Source organism: Bartonella rattimassiliensis 15908, assembly GCF_000278215.1.
GTDB lineage: Bacteria > Pseudomonadota > Alphaproteobacteria > Rhizobiales > Rhizobiaceae > Bartonella > Bartonella rattimassiliensis.
The window spans coordinates 208,631-213,295 of sequence record NZ_JH725068.1; the positions used below are offsets into that span (position 1 = coordinate 208,631).

Sequence of the window (4,665 nt, forward strand, 5' to 3'; positions counted from 1 at the left end):
TAGCAACACATTGATTTATATATATAATTCACTGTTTTGCATATTGAATTAAAGCCCCGAATATAGTAAGATTTTCTTATTCTAAACCCTCTCAGATTGAATCAATTAATATCACTTTCTTGCACGTCAAAAGCGGGATGAGTGTGTGGATAAAATTTGTATAAGAAAGGATTTAAAAATGGCTCTTATGAACCGTCTTAATGCAAGATCTGTCGCAACATTGGGAGTTGGCAAATATAATGATGGGGCCGGCTTGTTACTTCATAAGCGTAAAGATGGAGGTGCTCAATGGATTTAACGGTATACCATTCACGGGCGCCGTCGTGAAATGGGATTGGGTGCTTTAAGACATGTATCTTTAAAAAAAGCCCGTGAATTGGCAAATCAATGGCGCTCTGTTTTACAGGAAGGTCATGACCCCATTAAAGAACGCAAGAAACAAAAGCGTCAGGCAATAAGCAATCTCCATTATTTAAAAGACATTGCACTAGATACTTTTGAAAGCCGTAAAGCTGAATTAAAAAATGATGGAAAAGATGGACATTGGTTTGCGCCTTTACAACTTCATATTCTCCCCAAATTAGGCTGCCTGCCCGTTTCTGAGATTACACAAACTGAGATACGCAACACCCTTACCCCTATTTGGCATACAAAAGCTGCAACAGCAGAGAAAGCACTGAACCGTCTTAATATTTGTCTCAAACATGCGGCTGCCTTGGGATTAGAGGTCGATTTACAAGCAACAAAAAAAGCACGCGCGCTCTTAGGCAAACAACGCCATAAAACACAAAACATACCAGCAATGGATTGGAAAGATATTCCAGCTTTTTATAAAACACTCAGTAAAACAACAACCATAACACAACTAGCTTTACGCTTGCTTATCCTTACAGGGGTTCGTACAAACCCTTTACGTCATATCCATAAAGATCAGATTGAAGAGGATATATGGACTATCCCTGCCGAAAATATGAAAGGAAAGCGTGATACAACAAAAGAGTTTCGTGTACCTTTATCATCAGAAGCATTAGACATTTTAAAACAAGCGCGCTTGCTCTCTCGCAATGATTTCTTCTTTTCTGCAACCGGTCGCGGTCCTCTTGGTGAGAATTGCATGTCACAATATATGCAACAGATTGGACTTGAAGCACGTCCGCATGGATTTCGTTCTAGTTTACGCAATTGGCTTGCTGAAACAACCGATGCCCCCTATGAGGTCGCTGAAACTATCCTAAGCCATACGGTAGGAGGAAAAGTAGAACGTGCCTATCGTCGGACTGACTATTTAGAACAGCGTCGTATTTTTATGGATAGATGGGCTTCTTATGTCACTGGTCAAAACAATAAAAGATGTGGATAACTCTCTGTCTCCATTTTTCTCCTTTCATCCATAATGGATAATAACATCACAAATTGTTGCTTATCTTGAATAAAAAATCACAATATATTGTTTTTTTGCTGGCAAAGTTTGCTACGAATTGCTATTTATATATAGTTAATAAACAGTGATTCGATCACTTAATATAGAGGGGATTTCATGATTCCAAATAAACCACTCCTCACAGTACGTGAGGCTGCAAAACTACTTAATATAAGCGTTTCAACACTTTGGCGGCGGGTCGCTGATGGCTCGGTACCAAAGCCTTTAAAGATCGGTTCCTTAGCGCGTTGGTTACACTCTGACCTTCGAAATGTAATCGAAAAGGCAAAAAACCAACGAGGCAACGACGCCGCCTAAAGAAAACTTCGCCTTATAGGACAGACAAAGTATTTCGTATACTGCGAATATCGAAATAACAGAATCCGTCCTGTAATGCAAGTAGCAGGAGGGATTTTATGCATTTTACACATGCTATAGGCAATGTTTATGCATCGCATACAACAGCTCAAAAAATTACTTATGCATTACGTGGAGGATGGCATGGGCATTATGGACTTGCTCTTTGCCCTGCTCATGATGATAAAATGCCTAGCTTATCCATTAAAAATGGACATGATGGGCGTCTCTTACTCTATTGCCATGCTGGTTGTCCTTTTAGAAAGATCATACAAGCGCTTATGAGAATTGGCTTGCTCGGGAAACAAGCCTTTTTTGATAAAACTTATGATTATGCACCCTCTTGCTCAAAACAGTTTCATGCTGATCTCAAACGAGCAAAACAGAAAGCAGAGAGAGCAAAAGCAATTTGGCAACAAAGCAAACCAATCAAAAATACTTTAGCAGAAATCTATTTACGCACGCGGGGGATCACATGTGAATTGCCTGCTGATTTACGCTTTCACGACAAATGTCCACATCCCTCAGGAATGACACTGCCCGCATTGGTGGCTCTTGTTAAGGGGGCTGGCTCCTTTGCTATTCATAGGATCTTTTTAAAAGACAATGGATGCAAAACAGATCAAAAACCAGCAAAAGCCATGTTGGGTTCTGTCACGGGTGGTGCAGTGCATTTGAGCCAAGGCAATCCAAAACATCTGGTCATTTGTGAAGACATTGAAACCGGTATGGCTTTGCTATCTGGGTTGTTATCAGAGCCCGTTGATTTATGGGCGTCCCTTTCAACCCATGGCATGATGCATGTGAATTTACCCAAAACCAAAGCCCGTCTGACAATTGCAATGGACGGTGATGCGGCGGGGCGTAAAGCAGGTTTTAACCTCGCTGCACGTGCCTATAGACAAGGCTTTGAAATCTTTATGATGCAAGCCCCATACGGTTTAGACTTCAATGACTTTTTAATTATGAAAGGTTATAAATGATAAAAAATAAAAACAATATTGTAGAGAATAACAGTCAAAATATACTCGTTAATGATAACGATAAAATCTCTTTAAATGATAATACTTGTTTAAAAGCCATCCCTTATGAAGTCGCATTGCAACAAAATGGTTGGGGGGAATTGCAACCGATCAAGACGGCTCTCTTACCCGTCGAGCCTTTTAGCTTATTACAGCTGCCAACACCATTAATGAACTATGTTTATGACGTTGCGGATAGCCAACAAGCCCCTATGGATTTTATTGCTATCTCTGCTCTCTGTGCCTTGGCTGCTGTGATTGGCAATGGCGTACGCATTGCCCCAAAACAACATGATGATAATTGGAAAATTGTGCCTAATCTCTGGGGTGCCGTTGTGGGGCAACCTTCGACCATGAAATCACCTACCATGCAAGCTGCTTTAAAACCTCTCTCTATCTTTGAAAATGAATGGTATCAAGAGTGGGAAAAGAAGAAAAAACAGCAAAAAACAAAAGAAATCTTCAATGAATTAGAAATAAAAGAAAACAAAAGAAAAGCTTACAAAGCATTGAAAAATCAAGATAAGGAACAAGCTCTTGCTCTTCTTTCAAAAGCTCTTGAAGACAAAGAAAGTGAGGAAGATGACAGTTCTATAAAACGACGTCTTATCGTCAATGATGTGACCGTAGAAAAGCTAGGCGAATTGTTGAAAGAAAACCCCCGTGGTCTCTTAATGGTGTGTGATGAACTGACTGGTTTTTTAGCCAATTTGGAAAGAAAGGAATATCAATCAGACCGTTCCTTTTATCTAAAAGCTTTTAATGGCAATCAATCACACACTTATGACCGGATTGGGCGTGGAACCATTCATATTCCCAATGCAACCCTTTCAATCATAGGGGGCATTCAACCTTCACGCATTATTCCCCTCATTCAAGCCATACAGCGTGGAATAAACGATGATGGTTTATTGCAACGGTTTCAAATGCTGATCTTTCCCGATGCACGACGAGAGCGATTATGGGTCGATAGACCTGCTAAAAAAGAGGCATGGGAAAGTTATCAAGGGGTTTTTCGTTCTCTTTATGATAAACCATTAGGATCACCAAAATATCCGATAACCATACGCTTTTCTGCCGAAGCCCAAGAAATGTTTCGTGAATGGTGGGAAAATTTTCAGAAAAAAATAAATGATGGTCATTTTTCTGAAAGTTTACAAGCGCATCTTATAAAAATGAACGAAACCATACCAATCCTTGCGTTGATTTTTGAACTGGTTGAGGGTGGTCGTTTTGAAATCAATAGAAATGCACTTGAGAGAGCCTTGTATTGGGAAAAATATTTGTTAAGTCATGTCAAACGTCTTTATGCGGCGGGGAATACATTAATAGCAGAGCATGCAAAATTAATTGTCGAGCGTTGTGATCATTTACCCGATGTTTTTACAGCAAGGGATGTTTATAAACGTGATTGGAAATGTTTCAAAGACAATGGAGCCGTTAAGCAAGCTTTAGAGCTTTTATGCTGCTGTAACTATATTCGTGAAATCTCTGAAGATAATACTCCTAAAAGTGGTCGACCTACGATACGTTATGAATGGCATCCCTTAGTGAAAAATCATAAGACATCACACTGAGGCAATTTGGAAATCTTATAAAACATTAAACAAGATAACCGTGAACCTTCAAAGTACTTCCCATCATTAGTTTTAGGGGGTTTTGGGGGTTTTGGGGGTGCTTTTTATAGATATTATTTTATTTTTTTGAATCTAAAATAAAAGTTACGATATTTCAATATGTTAATGTTTTAACTAAACAACTTATATGATACGCAATACGTAAATACAATCTATGATATATATTTAAAAGGGTTTTGTAGGGGTTTTGGGGGTTTTAAGAACCGACAAAACCTCCCTATAAAATACT

The 4,665-nt window shown here is 39.2% G+C and carries 3 protein-coding genes and 1 pseudogene; all 4 read left to right on the forward strand.

What is annotated here, in order from left to right:
* Positions 1–178 precede the first annotated feature (178 nt).
* Positions 179–1,360 (forward strand): annotated as a pseudogene (locus MCY_RS07335) (tyrosine-type recombinase/integrase).
* Between the two features lie 177 nt (positions 1,361–1,537).
* Positions 1,538–1,738, forward strand: a complete 201-nt coding sequence (locus MCY_RS07340) for a helix-turn-helix transcriptional regulator (RefSeq protein ID WP_007347737.1) — start codon at positions 1,538–1,540, stop codon at positions 1,736–1,738.
* Positions 1,739–1,836: 98 nt separating this feature from the next.
* Positions 1,837–2,760, forward strand: a complete 924-nt coding sequence (locus MCY_RS07345) for a DUF7146 domain-containing protein (protein ID WP_007347738.1) — start codon at positions 1,837–1,839, stop codon at positions 2,758–2,760.
* Complete coding sequence (locus MCY_RS07350; RefSeq protein WP_007347739.1) at positions 2,757–4,376, forward strand: YfjI family protein; 1,620 nt, start codon at positions 2,757–2,759, stop codon at positions 4,374–4,376. Before MCY_RS07345 ends, MCY_RS07350 begins: the two co-directional genes overlap by 4 nt.
* Positions 4,377–4,665: the final 289 nt, after the last annotated feature.

What these genes read in the sequence shown, in the direction of transcription:
- MCY_RS07340 (WP_007347737.1), top strand. Translation starts at nt 1,538, where the DNA reads ATGATTCCAAATAAACCACTCCTCACAGTACGTGAGGCTGCAAAACTA.
- MCY_RS07345 (WP_007347738.1), top strand. Translation starts at nt 1,837, where the DNA reads ATGCATTTTACACATGCTATAGGCAATGTTTATGCATCGCATACAACA.
- MCY_RS07350 (WP_007347739.1), top strand. Translation starts at nt 2,757, where the DNA reads ATGATAAAAAATAAAAACAATATTGTAGAGAATAACAGTCAAAATATA.